This window comes from Shewanella sp. SNU WT4 (assembly GCF_006494715.1).
Classification (GTDB): Bacteria; Pseudomonadota; Gammaproteobacteria; order Enterobacterales; family Shewanellaceae; genus Shewanella.
Genome location: NZ_CP041151.1, coordinates 1107072 through 1123875 on the forward strand (window position 1 = coordinate 1107072; position 16804 = coordinate 1123875).

Sequence of the window (16804 nt, forward strand, 5' to 3'; positions counted from 1 at the left end):
CCATAGGCTGATGTCATATCAGCCTATCACTTCGTATAACCCTGTTAATCCGGTACAGGGGTCTCTACCAGAATCCGTAAAATTCTGATTACGAAGAGCTAAGCGATTGATTGCTTATCTCTTTGTATGTTTATTTGTCACTATAATCAGATAAGCCGTCTTTCTCTCGTCATCCCAATTTGAGAGTTAATGATGAAAAGTTTTGTTACTGGATTACCTAAAGTTGAATTACACCTGCACATTGAAGGCAGTTTAGAGCCGGAACTCATGTTTGAGTTAGCGCGGCGCAATCAGGTGGCCATCCCTTTTTCAAGCCCAGATGAAGTGCGCGCGGCTTATCAATTCACTAATCTGCAGTCATTTTTAAATATCTATTATCAAGGCGCCAATGTACTGCTGACTGAGCAGGATTTCTTTGATTTAACCTGGGCTTATCTTGAGCGCTGCCGCGCTGATAACGTGCAGCATTGTGAAATATTTTTTGACCCGCAAACACACACCGACAGAGGTGTGGCCTTTGCGACTGTGGTCAATGGTATCTGCGCGGCGCTAACTAAGGCCGAACAAGAATTAGCCATTAGCAGCCAACTTATTATGTGTTTCTTGCGCCATCTTGATGAAGATGCAGCATTTGCCACCTTAGAGATGGCGCTGCCATTTAAAGATAAGATTATCGGCGTTGGTTTAGATTCTTCTGAGCAAGGCAATCCCCCTGAAAAATTTGCGCGAGTTTTTGCTAAGGCCAAAGCCTTGGGCTTTTTAACTGTGGCTCATGCAGGGGAAGAGGGGCCGGCGCAAAATATTGTCGATGCCATTGAATTGCTACAGGTAAACCGCGTCGATCACGGCGTTAGCTGCGCGCAAGACCCGGCATTAGTGGCAAGTCTTGCGGCTACGCGCATGCCATTAACTGTCTGCCCACTGTCTAACACTAAGCTTAAAGTGTTTGAACACATGACAGATCACAACCTGGTGGAGTTATTAAGGCAAGGCGTGTGCGTCACTATTAACTCAGATGATCCGGCCTATTTTGGCGGTTATATGACAGCAAACTTTATGGCGGTAGCTGAGGCGTTTGCTATCTCTAACGCTGAACTTGCCCAATTTAGCCTAAATGCCATTGAAGCCAGCTTTATCTCTCAAGAGCGCAAAGATGAGTTAACTCAAGCGGTTGAAGCTTATTTACAGCAAGCCTAAGTGGTTTATTTAAGGTAAAGGTGTGTTGATATCGGCCGCGGTCAATAACCTACCGCGGCTTTTTATTATCTTGAATTTGTAGAGATGACTAGCAGCACTTTTTTGCGTGAAATAAGTGAGTCAAATAGGTGAGTGAAATATTGGTGTGATATTAGAAGCTGCTACCTGCTTGCTGTAAAAAAGCTAATTCTTCAGGAGTGGATTGCCTGCCAAGTAACTGATTGCGATGAGGGTAGCGGCCAAATCGGGTGATAATGGCGCTATGGCGCAGTTCAAACTCAAGACTCGCTGCGCTACACCCTTTAAACAGAGGTAATGCCTGCTCATGAATCATGGCAGATTCGCTGTGCATATATGGCATGTATAAAAATGGTTTTTCTTTAGGGGTAAGGGTTTCATCAAGTTTTTGGCTCACAGCTTCTTGGGCTAACACTAGCGCTATAGCGTCATGACTAAAAGCCTTAGCGGTATCGCGATAAATATTACGCGAGAATTGGTCAAGCACAATAATCTCAGCCAAACGCCCTTGGGGAGTTTGCCGCCAGCGCCAGCATTCACCAGCGCTGGCTTGCATTAACGTGTCTGCAAATTGCTGAGATATCTTGGCATCAATGGCGACATCTTTTTTAAACCAGTCTGATGGACTGAGTTGTGTGAACCAAAAATCTAGCACGGTTTGATAGTGCATCTTGCCTCCGCTTAAATCCAATTGTTAAAGTCAGTGCCCGTTGCCATCATAGTTTGGCGGTAAATATGATTAGCGTGGCGCACTGGTATACAAGAAATAGTTACATTGCCGCTAGCAAGGCCAAGGGTTAGAGTGCAAAGGCCGCGGCGTCTAAGCCCTGGTGAGGTGTGCCAGTTAACCGTTTGGATTTTTTTATACTGAATAAAGCGCCATTGCTGGCCAAGTAAGCCCGTATGTAACCAAATGCCTGAGCGCTTAATGTGATAGCCAAGCTGGCAGTAATAGATGATTAAGAACAAACAAAACGCGACGCCAACCAAGGCAAGTGCGCACGATATCCACAACTCCCCCGCAAATAGGCTAAAGAGCGCTGGCATAAAGGGAGCCCACATGCGTTTAGCGAGCCACAACCAATGCACTGACCAGTAAGACTTAGGCAGACTTAATTGCGCTAAGGCGTGCTCGGGTAATCGGCTTGGATTTATGCTGGTTAAAATCGTCGCTAGCTCGCTAGTGCGAAGGCTTGGAATGAGCATATTACCTTTTTTCTGCTGCTCAACTTCTTGGCCTTGGACTTGTTTAAATCTTAAGGTCCAGCGGCCAAGGAGTCTGGCAAGCCAAGGCTGCTCAAGTTGCAATAACTGGATGCGGTGCACTTTTAGGGCATCTTGCTGATGGGAGATCACCCCACCAGTGCGCACTAAAGTGCGGCCATCAAAGCGTAAATGGTAAGGGTAATATTTTAAAATGGCCGACAGCACAGATAACAGACTGAGGATCCCGAGTACTGCCAATAACAAGGTACTGGCTAACACTATTTCCAGCCATAAATCGCCATGGGTGAGTCGAGTGGCTTGCCCCCAAAGGGCTTGGAACCACACTTGCTGTGATAGCTTGTCGTAATCAAACTGTCCAAGTATTGGACTTAAAATCAAGGCGAGCCACAGTAAGTTATTTTGATATAAACCAAATAACACCAGATCATCACCGTTTCTATGAACCCAGAGTGGGGGCTCGTTGGCGGCCATGTTAGTAGTGGCATGGGGCGAGCCAATAGTGTTGTTTGAGTCAATGGCGTGAGTTGCGTGAGCCAGCTCTATAGCGTTAGCCGCGCTATTTGCGCTGGCATGATTATTCCCCACTAAGGCCGCTTGTAGCTCTTTGGCGACACTGGCACTAAGGGCACGCAATTGCACTTCATCTTTGCTTGAGCCTGCGGTTTCAGCCACTAAGGTAAATAAGTCTAAGGGTTTAAAGTAAAACGGCTGCTCTATGCGCACATTGAGGATTTTATCTAACGGGATTTCATCGATTTTGCTGAACAATAATCCTTGCTGCACTATGAGTTTGTCGCGGTTAACTTGATAGTGAAATCTAAGCCAATACACCACTGCCATTATGGTCGAGACACTAAAGACGACACTGGCGCCTATGATTAACCACTTGCTATCAAAGTCCATTTTCCAGCTAGCGTAAAGGATGGGGATGAGCGCATAAGCATTGCTAACTAGCTTAGTTAAATGGCCAAAGACCACGCTGACTATCGCCCACGGGGATAACCGAATAAGATTAGTTTCCCCAGTGTTAAGCGGCATTGTCTGGGTTACCTTGCGCTAGCTGCGGCGCCGCCAAAGAGAGTAGCGCTTGTCTTAGGGATTCTGCGGTCGCTATCGATAACCCAGGTAAATTAATTTCAGCACTACCGCTGCCAGCGCTAAAGCATTTGAGCTGACATAAGCCAAAGCGCAGCTCTAATGGATTTTGCGACAGGCTCACGTGTTGTAAGCGACTGATAGGCATGGCGGTAATATCTTGCCACCACAAGCCAGATTCAATTTGAATGGCAGCGGGATAAACGCAATAAGTGAGGCGCTTGGCGTGCTGCACTCGTAGCCACAAAAAGCCAGTGGTGATGGCTAGCCAAGCTAAGCCTAGGCATAGGAGTAGCCACTGCGGCGGATAAGGCTTAACGACTAATAAAATGAGCCCAACTATGGCAGGTATGCTACTTATTAGCAGCACTTCAACTTGCACTTGGATGTGGTATTTAGCATCGACTGGCATGCGTTCGGTGGCGTTTAATGGTGGCCAATTGGCTTGGCACAGCGGCACCGAGAGCTCGGGATAGTCTTGCGGGGCAATAAATTCAATCTTGGCCATCAGTGGTAATCCTTGTAGCATGCCTTATTAAAGACTTAAGTCAGTGTTGCTAGATAGACTATATCAGTCAATAGCGCATATTTGTTGCAAAATTGTAGGCTCGAATTTTGTCATCAAGGCAACTGCAGTGGTCTGGTTTATGTCTCAACCTATGTCATAGATGGATTGGAGTTAACAATGGATGTCATCGCATCAAAACCGCAAATCGCGTTTTATCGAAAATTATATTTAGCTGGGCTCATTGCCAGTGAACCGCAAAACATGGTGAGTTTACAAGCGCGCACCGGCATGCCAAGACGCACGCTGCAAGATACCTTAGTGGCATGCCAAGATATCGGTATAGTGATTGAGTTTAAACAACAAGGTGAGCGCAATAATGCTGGCGTGTATTGCTTGCACGACTGGGGGCCGATAGCGCCGACTTGGGTTGAAACCCATTGGCTGCAATTGGAGCAAGCCCTGAGTGATGCAGGGCGTTAATGTATTGAGCTAGCGAGTGGCTAAGGGTTATCGCCACATTAGATAAGCGCCAAACCCTAGCCAACTTATGGCTAATAATAACCAAGGCAGGTATGATGCCGCTTGGCTTGGCATAGGTGCATAGTCATCATCAGTACTAACGCTTGTGCTTACTTGCTTTTGTTTATTAAGCTTTTTCTTAAATTTATCTCTGTCTCTTGCTTGGGCTTTATGCTGCTTTTTAAATTCAGCTATGCCTTTTTCTATGCCTTGAGCAATCAACTTTGTTTGTTCTTTGGTTTGCCCTGGCTTTTGGGTCGCTTTGGCAAGCTTATTGGCTTGCTCTTTTGATTCATGAGAAATGTCGGTCTTCATTAAACTCTGGCGTTTGCATCAAATTTGCGCCTGAGTTTACCGCATTTAACTTAGTTTTGGGGTAGAATCCCTCGCAAATATTAGCCATAAAGGAGTGGCGTTGACATGTCACAACAATCTGAAAATCAGCCAGCCCAAGTGGCGAGCTTGTATGAATTAGCCGATCAATTTATCGCGTTAGCCAATGAATTAGCCCAGCAGCAACAAGATGTTGGTAAAGTGGGTTCTGCGCTGAGATTTGCTGCCGCGCGCTTTAATGCCTTTGAGGCGGCGCTGAAATCTGCCGATTTAGCCGCTGAAAAAGACAATGCGCTGGAATGGTTTAGCCAAGATTTTAAAGAAATGTTGAGTGATAATCTTGATGATCATATTGCAACCCCACCAGTGGAAAACATAGATCCACAAGCGGACGTTGAGATTTTTAAAGGTTAATTGCGTGCGTGCCTGTAAGTGCGTTCACTTACAGGCTATTAATGCCAAATGTCTAGAACCAAATGCCTAGAACTTAGAACCCAAGGCTTAGAGGCTGTAAATCACTCTCGCCGCTAACAACAGCAATACCACGCCACTTAACTTATCTATGATATGCGCCTTAGCTTTGAGTTTATCCAACACCTTAGGGTGAGAAAACGCGAACGCGATTAAGGTGTACCACAAACCATCAATCACCATAGGCATTAGCACTATGAGGGCTTGGCCACTCATGTTGTCTGCTAACATCACAAACTGACTAAAAAGCGCGGTAAAGAATAATAAAATCTTAGGGTTAAATAGTGAAATCGCTATGCCATCTTGCGCGGCTTGTCGATAACTAATAGCTTGTCCCCCTTGCCACAAGCCCGGCCCTTGACCTTGAGATCGCAGGGCTTGCACCCCTAAATAGGCCAGATACAAGGCGCCTAACAGAGTAATGGCTTTAAAAACTTGAGGCGAGGCCGCTAACACAGTCGCTAATCCCAGCAATGTCACTAACGCATAGATGCCAATGCCGAGCGCATGTGACCACGCACAAATAATCCCATGCCGACGGCCACTGCCTAATGTGTGGCGCACCACCATAGCTAAACTTGGGCCTGGAGACATGGCGCCGAGTAAACAAATGGCTAATAAACTGATAACGGCAGAAATATCCATATCTTCCTTTGTGTTACATTGAAGTAATCATTGATTGTGATGCAGAATACAAACTCGTGGAACGAGTGGCAATTGAATAAGTAAAGGATGATACATGAGTGGGTTACAAATTGGTTTGTTGTTGGTGTTAGCCGGACTCTTAGGATCGGCTGGCTATTTTACCTACTTAAAAATCCGCGGCTATCCCTTACCGACTATGGTGATAGTGATTTTACTGACGGCCAGTTTTTGTCTGGGTAGTGTCGGTTATTTTGTGAGTTTCACTGAAGATTATCAGGCGTGGCGCCAATTAGAGTGGCAGCGACTGGATGCTGATAAAATTCCCGCCTTAGTGGATGCAGGCTACGTGGTGGTGGTGGATATCACTTCTGACTGGTGCAGTATTTGCCAGCAAAATAAAGCCAACGTCTGGCATCGCGAGCAAGTGACTGAGCGTTTGCGCCGCAGTGATATCATTTTAATGCGCGGCGATGCCACTGAACCTGATGATGAAATCTCTGCCTATTTAGCCGCGCAAGGAGCCCATGGTTTTCCTTTTAATAAAGTTTATGGCCGCGGTAAAACGTCGGGAATTGAACTGCCCCGTGAGCTCACTATCTTAGCCTTAGAAATGGCGCTTAAGCGGCAGGGGATTTAAAGTCACTCTTGGCGTTGTTGCAGGTGACGGATTAATAGCGTTTTTTAGTGGTGTCCCGATTTTTAGATAGCAATGAAAATTTGTACATAAAGTTGCTTACTTGTTAGTAACTCTTGATGGCTGTGATACTTTTACAGCTAATATTCAATGTGTCACCAACTAGCTGCGGGAGCATGCATGAAAAACCTGTTAACCATAATCGTGCTAATTATTATTGGCGGTGTGGGTTATTGGATAAGCCAAGAAACATCGATGAAAAAGGGCGGAGATATGACCATATTGGCGCATATTCCCGCCGACACGCCGTTTTTCTCTGGCCAATTAACCCCGTTTCCAATCAAAGATTATCTAAATAGTATCAAAGATGCATATCAAGACGACGCGCTAGCTGAGGTGGTAGGCACAGGCCCAACTGAGCAGTTCTTTTTCTCGTTATACAAGCAGTACATGACCTTATTGCCTGATCCTAATGCCTTATTAGCGGGCTTTGGCATGAGTGATAACATCCAAGCTTATTTCTATACCTTAGGTTTATTGCCCGTGGTTAAATGGCAAATCGCCAATCCGAATGCCATGAATGCTCAATTTGACAAGGCCGCCGCTGCTAGCTCTGTAAAAATGGAAGCAGGGACTATTGATGGTGTTGACGTTCGCCGCTACATCTTTGATGAAGAGGCGGCGTTAGTGGTGGCTTATCAAGACGGCTGGATGACACTGACCCTTGATATTAAGCAAGCCGATCCTAGCCTATTACCTATGGCGCTCGGTAAAACCCCGATTACTAACTCATTAGCGACCAAGGATATGGTAGGCAAGATGCTGACTAAGCATGGTTTGCTGCCAGATAGTCTGACATTCATTAACCATGAGTCGATTGTTAATGGCATCACAGGCAAAGACACAGGGCTGCTGGCGACACAAATTAAACAAATCATGGCAACGAGTGATGATAGCGATTTAAGCGTGTGGCAAAACCCTACCTGCCAAACCGAATTAGCCAGCATTGCCAGCAATTGGCCAAAGACTGTGATGGGCGCAACTAAGATGTCGATTACTCCAAATCGCACTGAGTTTACCCTTAAGAGCGTTATCGAAAGTAATAACACGGCTATGATGACTGCGCTTTCTGCCTTGCAGGGATTTATTCCCGCGGGTATGACGCAATTAGATGGCCGGATCATGACGATGGCCTTTGGTACTGATACCGCCAAATTAGCAGGTTCAGTGGCTGACATTTGGCTGCAATTGACTGAACCTGCGGCTGCGTGTGAACCTCTGCGTGAGCTGCAATTATCATTGGCAGCAGAGAACCCAGCTATGGTGACTATGGGCGCAGGTATGGCTGATGGCGCTATGGGCGTAGCCATGAGTTTGTTTGATTATCAGATAAATGAGCAAGGTGAGCTAAAAACCTTAGATGCCGCAGTGAGTGTATCGACTCCGCGCCCGAGCACCTTAGTGTCTTTGCTAACCAATATTGACCCTATGTTTGCATCCATCCAAGTTCCTAGCGATGGCACGCCGGTGTCACTCGCTCCTATTTTACAGCTGCCAGACTTTTTACCCCTTGATCCTATGATAGCCATTAAGGGCGAGCATTTAGTGGTATATAGCGGCGCCAAGGCTAAGCAGTGGGCTGACGGTTTAGCGGCGCAGGCGTTAGTGTCTAATGGCATTATGGCGGGCGGCGTTGATTATCAGAAGATTTATCAGCCTTTAGTGATGGCGTTAGAGTTAAGTGGTGAAGAAGTGCCAGCAGATATCGCGGTACTGCAAAATCAGCCAATGCAAGTGGGCTTTGAACTCTTGATGGCGCCACAAGGCATTATCTTTAATACCCAAATGCTATCCACTCCAAGCGTTAAGTAATCTTGAGCCTTAAATGCTTTTAGTCGTGGCTGACTCTAACTCTGAGTTCAGCCTGTGTACCTAAAGACGCTAAGCATAAAAAGTTAAAAGGAGCCAGCTAGGCTCTTTTTTTATGGTTTGCAGATGCTAAATTGGGCTTTGCCAAGGTTTATTGGCCTGAGTTAACTTGCCTGAGTTAACTTGCCTGAGTTAATTTGCCAAGTTAACTAGCCACAGTTAACTTGGCCTCTAGATTAATTCATCAGCTTTTATTGGCGCTAAGCGGCAGTTTACTCAATAAGCTCGCAGGGTGACTCATTGCCATGTGCTCCCAAGTTTTGGCTGAACTGATGCCGTGGGCGGAAATTAGCTGCTGATTAGCATCAAACTCAAGGCTAGTACTTAGATGTAAGCTCAGTTTGGAGTGCGGCAAATAAAAGCTTTTAGTTAACCCTGTGCGGCCTTGGGTTGCTTGACCAATCACATCTACCCGCGGCCAATGGCGCGCAGCAATCGCAAGCCACTCACACTCTTGAATACATTCAGGTCCAGTCACTAACAACACGCGTGCAGGTAACACTCGCGCAGGCTCTGACGGCATAGAAGAGCGGGCAGGCAAAAAGCGCTGCAATTGAGTGCTTAAGCGCTGCGCCTTAATCTGCTGTTTAGTAGTCTCATGGGAGAAGCCCCACAGTTGCAGTGTTTGCGCGCTGCGATAATGCCCCAAAGTATATTGAGTCGCGCCGAGCAGAGTACGCTTCTCGGGTCCAAATCTTTGATTGAGTAAATGCAGTAACGCTTGGCTGCGGCCATGGGCTTTACGGATATCGATAATCACGGTTGGGTAATACTGTAAGGCTTGCTGCAGCTGAGCTTGCAGTTGACTGTCTTCCATGGCCGCTAAGTCATCAACGGCTAGCCACCAATGTTCACCATCTAAGGCTTGCCCGGGTGAGGGGCTATCATCACTTTCGGTTACAGGTATGGCTTGCGGTAAAACAAGCGCTTGATTGATGACCTCAGTAATTATCACGTTTGGCACTAAGGCTAACTCTTGTTTATCCTCCGCACTCTTTGCTGGTTCAATATTGATTTGAATTGGCTTAGGTGTAATTTGTTTTGAAGGGATTAAGGTAAGAGTGTCACTGGCATGGGCTTGATTAAACCACGGCCGTTGCAATAGCGGCAGCAATGACAGCTTAAGATGATGATATTGACGCCATAGCTCAGATCCCACCGCGGTACTGCGCGCCTTTATAGGTAAGTGGCGATAGCTAATTTGGCCGCGGTTATTGGTGAGGGTAATACGTAAATCTTGCTCAGGATTTATGCCCAGCAATGGCCTAAGTTGATGGGCCTGGCTAAGTAGCGCGGCTATCTTAGTTTGATCTTGCCACTGAGATCTGGGTAACAAGGTGCGAATGACATTTATCCAGCGCGAAAGTGGCATACCGTCAATAAAACTGACTATGCTGGCGGTTTTATCCAGTAAGCGGCCGCGATTGTTTTTAGCAATAAAATGATCATTAAAGTATTCAATTTGATAATCATAGTCTTGCTGCGCCGCCACATAAGAGTGACTGGCACTGACATGCAAATTAGGATCGTTAAGTAGGCTTAAGCGCTGGCTTAACCGTAATTGATACTCGTTGATAGCCATGCCGTATTCACTGAGCTTGAACATTTGCTCCTGCCAGTGGCGCCATTCAATCGACCAATCGCTTGAGGCTAAGCTTAAAAACGCACCGTGACTTTGTAGCAAGCCCTCTAGTTCAATCAGTTCCTCAGTAATTTCCTGCTGGGATAAGGTTGCTGGCGGCGTTGCTGCTGGCCAATGCAGGCTTGCTAAGCGCCCTACGCACAGGGCAAGACTTGCAAGCAAGATAATATAGATAGTTCGATAACCCGTATTCATCGCCTTTCCTTGACCTTTTGCCGTAAATTGCGCGGCAGCTAAAGGATATCGTTGAGTGTTTGCCCCATTCCGAACTGGAGTGGGCATGGATTCATCTGACTTTCACCATAAAGTGGATAAGTATTGTTGATAAATTCGCCTAATGCCAAAAATCGCTGGTGGGATTTGTTATGAGTGCTGGGACTAAGGGGCGCGTAGTGCGGCTAGGTTTAGCTTGCTGGGCATAAGGTTAAGGCTTGCTGACGGCATAATAGTCGTCTGCTAGATTAGTGGCGCATTATATATCTTTTAGTTGTAAGCTCTGCCGTTTGTCTATTTATCTAATTATAAAGTTACGCCTATAGTGGCTGACATTGGATAATGAAGATTGCGGAGGCGCTATGGCGCAGCAAAATGACGTAGTATCACTCGCTTATGCCACAGCGACTCCTGGGCTTGTGAGCATAGTGGGCGCAGGCCCTGGCGATCCTGACTTATTGACCATTAAGGCCTTAAGAACTTTACAGCAAGCCGATACCGTGTTGTTTGACGCCTTAGTGAGCGACGATATCCTAGCGCTCATTCCAAGTACCACTGAGCGTATCTTGGTAGGCAAGCGTTCCGGTTTGCACAGTGCGACTCAAGCGGAAATCAATCAACTCTTGATCACTAAAGCTTATACCCGTCGCCATGTTGTGCGGCTTAAAGGTGGCGACCCGTTTATTTTTGGGCGCGGCGGTGAAGAGTGCTTAAGTTTGAAAGCGGCTGGCGTGCCTTATCAAGTGGTGCCCGGCATTACGGCCGCAAGCGGCGCGGCGGCGTATGCCGGTATTCCATTAACTCATAGAGAAATGGCGCGCAGCGTTAGTTTTATTACTGGCCACACGTTAAATGATGATGTCAGTCGTTGGCAAGAATACCGCTCGGCGCAAATGACCTTAGTGATTTACATGGGGGTTGAAAAGGCGGCGACTATTGCTGCCAACCTTATCGCGGCAGGTCGTGACGCCAATACTGCCGCCATCTTTGTGGCCAATGCGAGTCGTCATAATCAAACTTTGCACCCTTGTAGCTTGGCGCAATTAGCCGCCGATAGTGTGCGAGATATTCCTATGCCAGCGCTGCTGATTATTGGTGAAGTCACTCGTTTAGCTTCTGAGCTTAAGTGGTTTGAAGGTAATGCGGCGGAACATAGCACTCAGCTAGCAAAGTGATAAATAGCACTGCAATGAGCTGTTTAAGAAAACACGATTTCAGTTTTTAGTTCAGTACTTATTTAACGGCTGCGGCCAAGAGGGAGAATCAAGATGGTCCCAGAACAACTCAGTCATCTCGCGCAATTAGAAGCTGAAAGCATTCATATTATTCGCGAAGTTGCTGCCGAATTTGCCAATCCAGTCATGATGTACTCCATTGGTAAGGACTCATCTGTGATGCTGCATCTGGCGCGTAAGGCGTTTTATCCCGGCAAGGTGCCATTTCCTTTGCTGCATGTAGATACCGGCTGGAAATTTAAAGAGATGATCGCCTTTCGCGAGCAGCAAGTGGCTAAGTTTGGCTTGAATTTATTGGTGCACACTAATCCTGATGGCTTAGCTCAAGGCATTAATCCCTTTGATCATGGCAGCGCTAAGCATACCGACATAATGAAGACCCAAGCGCTTAAACAAGCCTTAGATCATCATAAGTTTGATGCCGCGTTTGGCGGCGCGCGCCGTGATGAAGAGAAATCCCGCGCCAAAGAGCGAGTCTATTCGTTTCGCGATAAGCAGCACAGATGGGACCCTAAAAATCAGCGCCCTGAATTATGGAATACCTATAACGCCGCCATTGACCCTGGCGAAAGTATTCGCGTGTTCCCGTTATCTAACTGGACTGAGCTGGATATTTGGCAATACATCAAACAAGAAAACATTGAAATCGTGCCGTTATATTTTGCCAAACCACGACCTGTGGTGGAGCGCCAAGGCCAGCTCATTATGGTGGATGACGAGCGCATGCCGTTATTAGCCAGCGATGAAGTGCGCCATTTAACGGTCAGGTTTCGCACTTTAGGTTGTTATCCATTAACGGCCGCCATGGAATCACAAGCCATTACTTTAGATGACATTATTGAAGAAATGCTGCTGGCACGCTCAAGTGAGCGCGAAGGTCGACTGATAGATAGCGATCAAAGTGGCTCAATGGAACTTAAAAAACGTCAGGGTTATTTCTAAGGCGAGGAATCAATAATGAAAAATACAGCCCAGTCAGTGAGTCAGTATTTAGCGCAGCAGCAACATAAAAGCTTATTGCGATTATTAACCTGTGGCAGTGTCGATGATGGTAAAAGCACCTTAATCGGCCGCTTATTGTATGACAGCGCCCAAATTTATGAAGACCATTTAGCCAGCTTAAAAACCGACAGCGCCAAGGTAGGAACTACGGGCGATGCCCTAGATTTAGCCTTGTTGGTTGATGGCCTGCAGGCCGAGCGCGAGCAAGGGATCACTATTGATGTCGCCTATCGTTATTTCTCTACCGACAAGCGCAAATTCATCATTGCTGATACCCCAGGCCATGAGCAATATACCCGCAATATGGCCACCGGCGCGTCAACCTGTGAGCTTGCCATAGTGCTGGTGGATGCGCGCCATGGCGTGCAGCGTCAAACTCGCCGCCATGCGTTAATCGCCTCCTTACTTGGGATTAAGCATCTGGTTGTTGCCATTAATAAAATGGATTTAGTGGCTTACTCGCAAAGTCGTTATCAGCAAATTGTTGATGATGTTGCCAGTTTTGCCGCTGAACTTGGCGAACTGACCATTAACTATGTTCCTGTCTCTGCCTTAGTAGGGGATAACGTAGTTAATGGCAGTGTGCATATGCCTTGGTATCAAGGCCAAAGCTTATTGAGCTTGTTAGAAACTATCGATACAAGGCGCTCGCTTAATACTGAGCCAGTGCGCTTAGCTGTGCAGTACGTGCAGCGCCCAAATCTTGATTTTCGCGGCTATGCCGGCACCTTGCAAAGCGGCACCTTAGCGGTTGGTGATGAGATAATCGCGCTGCCTTCTGCTAAACGCGCAACCGTTGCCAGAATCGTGACCTTTGATGGTGACTTACCGCGCGCCATTGCTGGGCAAGCCATTACTGTGACCTTAAACCATGAGCTAGATATTTCCCGTGGCGATATGCTGGCAAGTGTTGATGCGCCGCCGCAATTAGCCAGTGAAGTGAGCGCCGATCTGGTATGGATGGATGAAGCGCCGCTGGTGCTTGGCAAACTTTACAATGTTAAAGCTGGCCATAAATTAATTCAGGCAACAGTGACGGCGATTGAATACCAGTTAGACGTCAATAGCTATCAACAATTGGCGGCCACTAGCCTGCATTTAAACGGCATAGCTCGGGTCAATTTACGCTTAAGTGAGCCATTAGCTTTTGATGCTTATCAACAATTGCGCCACAGCGGCAGCATGATTTTAATTGATAGGCTCAGCAATGCCACAGTTGCTGCGGCCATGCTGGTGGCCAGCGTTAATCAAGCACCTAAGGCGCAATTTAGTGATTTTGAAAAGCAGCTCAATGCGCTTATTCGCAGCCAATATCCGCATTGGCAAGCCATAGATATTGCCACCTTGGAGTAAGCAAAATGTCCACATGGCTCAGTGCTGCTAATCAGTTATGGATATCGGTTGAGCACTTTGGCATAGGTTTGATTTTAATCGCCTTAGTCATAGGCTTGATTCGAGGGGTATCGAGTCCTGCGTTGTTATTTAGTTTAGCGGCGGTGAGTTGTTATTTATTGGGTTACGTGAGCTTGCAAGGGCTACTGACTAACTTTGCCAATGAAGGCTTAGTGACCTTAGTGCTCTTGCTGTTAGTCACCCAAGCATTAGAGAAAACTCGCATATTAACTCAAATGAGCCGCGCTATTGGCCGCGGTTCATTGGCCTCAACCTTATGCCGTTTAAGTATTTCTACGGCCCTAATTTCATCATTTACCAATAACACCGCTGTGGTGGCATCGTTAATTGGCGCAGTGCGCCATAACACAGGTCATGCGCCCACTAAGCTGTTATTGCCATTATCGTACGCGGCGATTTTAGGCGGCACTTTAACCTTAATTGGTACTTCGACCTCCTTAATAGTGAACTCTTTTGTGGTGGCGGCAGGCTTGCCACCCATAGGTTTTTTTGAGTTTACTCAGGTAGGCATAGTCGCTGCCATTGCGGGCATCATCGTCTTAGTGTTAGGCGCCATGTATTTGCCCGACAGACAAGTGGGCAGCGCGCAGCAAGGCTGGTATTTATTAGAAGCGCGGGTGATTGCAAACAGCAACTTGGTGGGTAAGAGTGTGCAAGACAATCACTTACGCGCCCTTAAGCATTTATATTTGGTGGAGCTTGAGCGCGGCGGCATACGTATTTGCCCAGTACCGCCTGGATTAGTGCTGCAACCCAGTGATGTGTTACGTTTCTCTGGCGCTGTGGATGCCATGGCAGTACTGGAGCAATTTGATGGCTTAGAGTGGTTTGGTAAGCAGCAGGCTCGCGGCCAAAATTTACTGGAAGCCGTCATATCGCCAGCATCGGCTTTAGTTGGGCGCTCGCTCAAACAGGCGCAGTTTCGTGAGCATTTTGATGCCGCAGTGGTGGCGATTCGCCGCGGCGCTGAGCCATTAAAAGGGGGGCTTGGCGATATTGAGCTCATGGCGGGTGATATGTTAGTGCTGGCACCGGGCAAAACCTTTCGCCAGCACCCTGATCTTAATCATGATTTCTTAGCCATCAGTGGCCTTGATATCAGTGTGCGTTTAGATAAAAAACGCAATACCACAGTGTTAGCGACGTTTGCCCTCACTATTTTATTAAGCGTGTTTGAGTGGGTTCCTTTAGCTAAGGGCTTAAGCCTATTGCTGTTATTTTATGTTGGTATAGGGGCTATCACCTTAGATGAAATCCGCAGCCGTTTTCCTATCGGGTTAACACTGGTGGTGGGCAGCGCCTTGAGTCTGGCCAACTTAATGTTGGCGTCGGGGCTTGCTGATAACTTAGCTAAAAGCTTGCTTGCTATGAGTGGCGGTATGGGCGTCATGGCCGCCTTTATCTTAGTGTATTTTTTAACGCTAGCGCTCACTGAACTCATGACCAATAATGCCGCGGCCGCCTTAGCTTTTCCTATCGCTTATGCGGTGGCCATGAGTTATGGCGTTGATACTCGCCCATTTATTTTTGCGGTACTGTTTGGCGCCAGTGCCAGCTTTATTTGCCCTTATGGTTATCAAACCCACTTAATGGTGCAATCGGCCGGTAATTACCAGTTTAAAGATTTTGTGCGTCTGGGGTTACCTGTCTCCATAGTGTATTCGGCCGCGGTGCTCATCTTAGTGCCTTTATGCTTTCCTTTTTAATGATGTGAGGTGTGTATGAAATCAGCAGTATCAGCGCCAGTTGCCGAGGTTATTCAAGGGCAAGATATAGTGTGGCATCAGCATCTGGTCACTGGGTTTGAGCGGGCCGCGCAAAAGCAGCAGCAACCTGTGATCTTATGGTTTACTGGGCTTTCTGGCGCGGGTAAATCCACCTTAGCTGGCGCCTTAGAGCAAGCCTTATTTGCCGCTGGGCATCACACGTATCTGCTCGATGGCGATAATGTCCGCCATGGTTTATGCAAGGATTTAGGCTTTAGCGAAGCTGATAGGGATGAGAATTTACGCCGCGTTGGGGAAGTTGCCAAGTTAATGCTAGATGCGGGCTTAGTGGTGTTATCGGCCTTTATATCGCCCACTCGCAGTGAGCGCGATGCCATTCGCGCCAGCGTGCCCGCGGGGCAATTTATTGAAATTCATGTGGCTACGCCACTGACCGTTTGTGAAGCGCGCGATCCTAAAGGCTTATATGTCAGTGCGCGTAAGGGCGAGATTGCTAATTTCACTGGTATTTCCGCCCCCTACGAAGCGCCATTAGCCGCTGAACTCACCATAGACACCAGTAAAGGTGAGCTTGATAGGCAAGTTGATACCTTAATGACCTATCTCACCGCGCTGGAAATTATTAAAGCCAAAGATGTTAACGCCAAAGATATTAATGCTTGAGTTGATGGCATGCCCTTCATGTATTTGAGGGGCATAAGCCTCTACCTTAAGTATCACAGTTCATGTCATTATGAATGACAGCTCAGAGCCTAGCCTTTATCTCCCAGCGGCGTGTGCCACCCTAATTAAGTGTTAATCAAGAGCGGTATCTACTGCGAAACCATTTACGACCCATTTAAGTCAATCTTATGCTCGTTATGAGCTTATGTATGGCGCTAATCTAATCTCTCATAGCAGCCTCTTTACGCCTAGTGAGACTGTGTTAAATGGCAAAAAAGCCCTTGTGATATAAGGTCGGTTACTGACACTTATACCAGTGAAGGGCTTTTTATT

General features: G+C 47.0%; 16 protein-coding genes and 1 riboswitch. Of the genes, 10 read left to right on the forward strand and 6 right to left on the reverse strand.

Features of this window, described 5'->3' with window-relative positions:
- Window positions 1–11 precede the first annotated feature (11 nt).
- A riboswitch (purine riboswitch) is annotated at window positions 12–111 on the forward strand.
- 81 nt (window positions 112–192) lie between these two features.
- Entirely contained in the window at window positions 193–1197 is a 1005-nt protein-coding gene (locus FJQ87_RS05015) for an adenosine deaminase (protein WP_140933997.1), read from the forward strand.
- 151 nt (window positions 1198–1348) lie between these two features.
- On the opposite strand, the gene FJQ87_RS05020 is transcribed toward FJQ87_RS05015, so the two are convergent.
- Genes FJQ87_RS05020 through FJQ87_RS05030 form a run of 3 tightly spaced genes read right to left on the reverse strand, consistent with a single transcriptional unit; the run spans window position 1349 to window position 4045 of the window.
- Entirely contained in the window at window positions 1349–1885 is a 537-nt protein-coding gene (locus tag FJQ87_RS05020; RefSeq protein ID WP_140931111.1) for a DUF924 family protein, read from the reverse strand.
- 11 nt (window positions 1886–1896) lie between these two features.
- Window positions 1897–3480, reverse strand: coding sequence for a PH domain-containing protein (locus tag FJQ87_RS05025; RefSeq protein ID WP_140931113.1), 1584 nt, complete (start codon window positions 3478–3480; stop codon window positions 1897–1899).
- A complete protein-coding gene (locus tag FJQ87_RS05030) occupies window positions 3470–4045 on the reverse strand; it encodes a PH domain-containing protein (RefSeq protein ID WP_168195140.1) in 576 nt (191 codons plus the stop codon). Before FJQ87_RS05030 ends, FJQ87_RS05025 begins: the two co-directional genes overlap by 11 nt.
- Window positions 4046–4222: 177 nt before the next feature.
- On the opposite strand from FJQ87_RS05030, the gene FJQ87_RS05035 reads away from it, so the two are divergent.
- Window positions 4223–4525, forward strand: coding sequence for a helix-turn-helix domain-containing protein (locus FJQ87_RS05035; protein WP_140931117.1), 303 nt, complete (start codon window positions 4223–4225; stop codon window positions 4523–4525).
- A 27-nt stretch (window positions 4526–4552) separates the two neighbouring features.
- Here the strand turns inward: FJQ87_RS05035 and FJQ87_RS05040 are convergent, their stop codons facing one another.
- Entirely contained in the window at window positions 4553–4879 is a 327-nt protein-coding gene (locus FJQ87_RS05040; protein WP_140931119.1) for a DUF2956 domain-containing protein, read from the reverse strand.
- 105 nt (window positions 4880–4984) lie between these two features.
- Here FJQ87_RS05040 and FJQ87_RS05045 point away from each other — a divergent pair, with 105 nt between their 5' ends.
- Entirely contained in the window at window positions 4985–5311 is a 327-nt protein-coding gene (locus FJQ87_RS05045) for a DUF3144 domain-containing protein (protein WP_140931121.1), read from the forward strand.
- An 87-nt stretch (window positions 5312–5398) separates the two neighbouring features.
- Here the strand turns inward: FJQ87_RS05045 and FJQ87_RS05050 are convergent, their stop codons facing one another.
- Complete coding sequence (locus tag FJQ87_RS05050) at window positions 5399–6013, reverse strand: LysE family translocator (protein WP_140931123.1); 615 nt, start codon at window positions 6011–6013, stop codon at window positions 5399–5401.
- A 94-nt stretch (window positions 6014–6107) separates the two neighbouring features.
- On the opposite strand from FJQ87_RS05050, the gene FJQ87_RS05055 reads away from it, so the two are divergent.
- Together FJQ87_RS05055 and FJQ87_RS05060 are read left to right on the forward strand one after the other, a co-directional pair.
- Window positions 6108–6650 carry a thioredoxin family protein gene (locus tag FJQ87_RS05055; RefSeq protein WP_140931125.1) on the forward strand — a complete coding sequence of 181 codons (543 nt, stop codon included), beginning with the start codon at window positions 6108–6110 and terminating at the stop codon, window positions 6648–6650.
- Window positions 6651–6827: 177 nt separating this feature from the next.
- Window positions 6828–8519 (forward strand): hypothetical protein, encoded by a 1692-nt coding sequence (locus tag FJQ87_RS05060; RefSeq protein WP_140931127.1) that lies wholly within the window; start codon window positions 6828–6830, stop codon window positions 8517–8519.
- A 241-nt stretch (window positions 8520–8760) separates the two neighbouring features.
- Here FJQ87_RS05060 and FJQ87_RS05065 read toward each other — a convergent pair whose 3' ends face one another.
- Window positions 8761–10500 carry a S41 family peptidase gene (locus FJQ87_RS05065; protein WP_140931129.1) on the reverse strand — a complete coding sequence of 580 codons (1740 nt, stop codon included), beginning with the start codon at window positions 10498–10500 and terminating at the stop codon, window positions 8761–8763.
- Between the two features lie 293 nt (window positions 10501–10793).
- Here FJQ87_RS05065 and cobA point away from each other — a divergent pair, with 293 nt between their 5' ends.
- From cobA to cysC, 5 genes are all read left to right on the forward strand, one after another.
- The gene (gene cobA / locus FJQ87_RS05070) at window positions 10794–11606 is read left to right on the forward strand and encodes a uroporphyrinogen-III C-methyltransferase (RefSeq protein WP_140931131.1); all 813 of its coding nucleotides are present in this window, start codon (window positions 10794–10796) and stop codon (window positions 11604–11606) included.
- A 93-nt stretch (window positions 11607–11699) separates the two neighbouring features.
- On the forward strand, window positions 11700–12608 hold the full coding sequence (cysD, locus tag FJQ87_RS05075) for a sulfate adenylyltransferase subunit CysD (RefSeq protein ID WP_140931133.1): 909 nt from the start codon (window positions 11700–11702) through the stop codon (window positions 12606–12608).
- 15 nt (window positions 12609–12623) lie between these two features.
- Complete coding sequence (gene cysN, locus FJQ87_RS05080; protein ID WP_140931135.1) at window positions 12624–14021, forward strand: sulfate adenylyltransferase subunit CysN; 1398 nt, start codon at window positions 12624–12626, stop codon at window positions 14019–14021.
- 5 nt (window positions 14022–14026) lie between these two features.
- Window positions 14027–15787: an SLC13 family permease gene (locus tag FJQ87_RS05085; protein ID WP_140931137.1), complete on the forward strand. Its 1761-nt coding sequence runs from the start codon at window positions 14027–14029 to the stop codon at window positions 15785–15787.
- A gap of 15 nt (window positions 15788–15802) precedes the next feature.
- Window positions 15803–16471, forward strand: a complete 669-nt coding sequence (cysC, locus tag FJQ87_RS05090) for an adenylyl-sulfate kinase (RefSeq protein ID WP_140931139.1) — start codon at window positions 15803–15805, stop codon at window positions 16469–16471.
- Window positions 16472–16804 lie beyond the last annotated feature (333 nt).